The organism is Pedobacter sp. L105, from assembly GCF_009765875.1.
Classification (GTDB): Bacteria; Bacteroidota; Bacteroidia; order Sphingobacteriales; family Sphingobacteriaceae; genus Pedobacter.
The window spans coordinates 523363-524045 of the sequence record NZ_LMUP01000004.1 but is presented as its reverse complement, the minus strand read 5'-3'; the positions used below and the strand labels follow the sequence as shown (position 1 = coordinate 524045).

The window sequence follows — 683 nt, the reverse complement described above, 5'->3', positions numbered from 1 at the left end:
ATCCCTACTAAAATAACCGGTACGGGAGCTCATGAAATGATCCCGGCATTATTCCGCTTACTTTACGGAACCGGGGTGCGTCTTGGCGAAGCACTTGCTCTGGCCGATAAGGACGTAAATACAGCTGAGAAACATGTTATAATCAGGGAAAGTAAAAATGGAATGGAACGTATGGTTCCCGTCTCTGGCTCACTGGCTGAAGTTTGCGATCAATATAGAAAGACAAGAAAAGGCAACCAGATAGGCTCAGGACTCTTCTTTACAAAGGATGACGGTAGTCCTTGTGGCCAGCATACAGTATATACGTTTTTTCGGGATGCCCTATGGAAAATAGGAATACCTCACCGGGGCAGAGGGCTCGGGCCACGTGTGCATGACCTGAGACATACCTTTGCCTGTCATGCCTTAGCCGCAATGGCAGCTTCAGGAGCAGACCTCTATCATGCATTGCCAATTCTGTCTACCTATTTGGGCCACCGCACCCTGGAATCAACGGATAAATATGTTAGGCTAACCGCAGAAATGTACCCCGATCTCTTAAAAAAAGAGAATGATATCAGTGCAGATGTTTTTCCTGAAATAAATGAGGAGGATAAGTTATGAAACCAACCGACTTCTCGAAAAGCCTTACTGACTTTCTTGGGCTTTATCTGCCTGGAGAAAAAGGGGTGAGCCCTAATACC

1 protein-coding gene is annotated in these 683 nt (G+C 46.3%); it reads left to right on the top strand.

All coding sequences use genetic code 11. The features are described from left to right. A partial coding sequence (locus GSQ84_RS07400) for a tyrosine-type recombinase/integrase (protein ID WP_216848889.1) occupies nucleotides 1-603 on the top strand: 603 nt, incomplete at its 5' end. Nucleotides 604-683: the final 80 nt, after the last annotated feature.